The 2,732-nt window shown below is 67.8% G+C and carries 2 protein-coding genes; both read right to left on the reverse strand.

Going from position 1 to position 2,732, the window contains the following annotated elements; genetic code table 11:
- Positions 1-115: 115 nt before the first annotated feature.
- Positions 116-1,942, reverse strand: coding sequence for a tetratricopeptide repeat-containing glycosyltransferase family protein (locus tag JOY90_RS24995; RefSeq protein WP_291693785.1), 1,827 nt, complete (start codon positions 1,940-1,942; stop codon positions 116-118).
- Positions 1,939-2,732: glycosyltransferase family 9 protein (locus JOY90_RS25000; protein WP_291693786.1), on the reverse strand; the 794-nt coding region annotated here is incomplete at its 5' end. The genes JOY90_RS24995 and JOY90_RS25000, both read right to left, overlap by 4 nt.

Consider the following 2,732-nt stretch of genomic DNA (forward strand, 5'->3'; position numbering starts at 1 on the left):
ACGATAATGTAGTGCGTCGCCGCGACCGCGCCTACCCCGAACCAAAAATGTTAGATTCCGTTCATCGGCGATTTGCCGCTTCGAGGTCGCGGTCGCGATCTGATCCAGCGAGTGGCTAACGCACCGCCGGGCTTGATGGCCGCGCCGCGATCAACGCATTCAGCTCCGCGCGCATGCGCTCGACCGCGCTCGCATAGTCGCGGCGTTCATCCTGCCGGAACAGCCGCACGGTCGGATACCAGGGGCTGTCGTCGCGATCGAGCAGCCAGCGGAAGTCCGGCGTGTAGGGCAGCAGGATCCAGGTTGGCCGTCCGAGCGCGCCGGCGAGATGCGCCACGCTGGTGTCGACGGAGATGACGAGGTCCAGGCAGGAGGCGAAAGCGGCCGTGTCGCCGAAATCCGCAAGATGCGCGGTCAGGTCGATGAGACCGGGACAGGCGAGCAACGTCGCCCTGTCGTCCGGGCGCACCTCCTTCTGCAGGCTGAAGAAGTCAGCGCCGAGATCGAGAAGCGGCGCTATCGCCTGGAGCGGGATCGAGCGGCTGTGATCCTTCATGTGGTTCGGGTTGCCGGACCATGCCAGCCCGACACGCATCCTGTCATGCCGGCCGAGGCGTTCCTCCCAGGCCTGCACGCGGGCGCGCTCGGGAGGCGGCAGGTAGGAGACGGCGGCAGGAATGCTGTCGAGCCTCGTGCCGAAGGCGAGCGGCAGGCTGGTGACCGGGCAATGCAGGTCGAATGGCGGCGGCTCGGCCGAGACCGGCACGCATTGCGCGACACCCGGCAGCGACGAGAGCAGCGAGCATAGCGCGGGCTGCACCGACAGCACGACACGCGCCCCACGCTGTGCCAGAAGCGGCGCGTAGCGCGCGAACTGGATGGTGTCACCCAATCCTTCATCGGCCCGAAGCAGGATGGTCTTGCCTGCGACCTCGCCCGCGCCGAGCCATTTCGGCTGCGCGAAACTCGGATAGGCGACCGGCGGCACCTTGGTCCACCGCGCCTCGCGCCCCGCCCAGCCCGCCGCGAAATCGCCCGTCAGCAATTGCAGCAGCGACAGATTCCAGGTGTCGGTGGCGTTGCCGGGGTCCAGCGCACGCAACCGATCGTAGGTCGCGAACGCCTCGTCGAACCGGTGCAGCTCGACCAGCCACAGCGCCTTGTTGCGCAAGGCATCGAGCCGATCCGGCCGAAGCTCGAGCGCCTCGTCGAGCCACTCGATCGCCTCCGCGTCGCGGCCGAGCAGTTGCAGGATGCCGCCGATATTGTTGCAGACGTCGGCATCGCCGGGATCGAGCGCGTGTGCCCGCCGGTTGTCGGCCAGCGCCTCCGCGAACCGTTTCAGGCTGTTCAGCGCGCGGCCACGCATGTACAGCGTCAGCACGTGGTCCGGCTTGAGCTCGTCGCACCGGGTGAAGCACGCGATCGCCTCCTGCAGCCGGCCCGCCTCGTGCAGCAGCACGCCGCTCTTGAACGCGGCGTCCCAGTGCTGCGGATCGAGCTTCGTGACATGCTGGAACGCCAGCAGCGCCTCGGCCGGCCGCTTCAGCTCCAGGAGCACATTGCCGAGATGCCTCCACAGCTCGGCCGCTTCCGGCCTGAGCTGCACCGCCTTGTCGTAGGCCTGCAACGCCTCGTCGAGCCGCCCCTGCGCCTGCAACACGCTGCCGAGACTGACGAGATATTCCGGTTTCGGCTCCTGCAGGATGGCGCGGGCGATCCATTCGACGGCATGATCATGCTGCTTGCCGCTGAGCAACAGCAGCCCCATCAGATGCAATGCGTCGGCATGGCTGGCGTCCAGTGCCAGCGCCTGCTGGCAGGCGACCTGCGCATCAAGAACGCGCCCGGCCCGCAGATGGCCCATGCCGGCCTGGTACAACGCCGAGGCACCGCCGCTCACCGCCGGCTCGGCAACGGGTCCATCGCGCCGGCCGCTCACGGATGCCGCTCCGCCGGCCAGTCCGCGATCAGCCGGCTCAGGTCGCTCCGCACGCGGTCGATCACCTCGGCATAGTCGCGCGCCGCGCCCTGCCGAAACAGCCGCGCCGTCGGATACCAGGGGCTGTCGTCACGATCGAGCAGCCAGCGATAGTCCGGCGTGTAGGGCAGCAGTATCCAGGTCGGGCAGCCGAGCGCGGCGGCGAGATGGGCGACGCTGGTATCGACGCTGATCACCAGGTCGAGGCAGGAGATCAGCGCCGCGGTCTCGGCAAAGTCGGTGAGATGATCGGTGAGATCGACGATGCCGCTCTGTCCGAGCAGCGCTCGGTCGCCGGGCCGAACATCCTTCTGCAGGCTGACGAACGTCGCATCGAGGCCGAGCAGCGATGACAGGAGCTCGAACGGCAGCGAACGGTTGTGATCATTGCTGTGCTTGGGATTGCCCGACCAGACCAGGCCGACCTGCAACCGGTCTCGAAAGCCGAGGCGATCCTGCCAAGCCTGCACGCGATCCCGCGGCGGAAGCGGCAAATAGGATCGCGCGTTCGGAATCGTCTCGATCGTGGTGCCGAAGGCGAACGGCAGGCCCGACATCGGGCAGTAGGCGTCGAATGGCGGCAGCGCGCCGGTCGACAGTGGCAAGCACCGGGAGACCCCGGCGAGGCCGGCAAACAACGGACAGAGCGCATCCGACACCAGCAGCAGGACGCGCGCCCCTTGCGCAGCCACCATCGGCAGGTAGCGCGCAAACTGGATCGTATCGCCCAGTCCCTCGTCCATATGGATCA

Source organism: Bradyrhizobium sp. (assembly GCF_019242285.1).
In the GTDB taxonomy this organism is placed as follows: Bacteria; Pseudomonadota; Alphaproteobacteria; order Rhizobiales; family Xanthobacteraceae; genus Bradyrhizobium.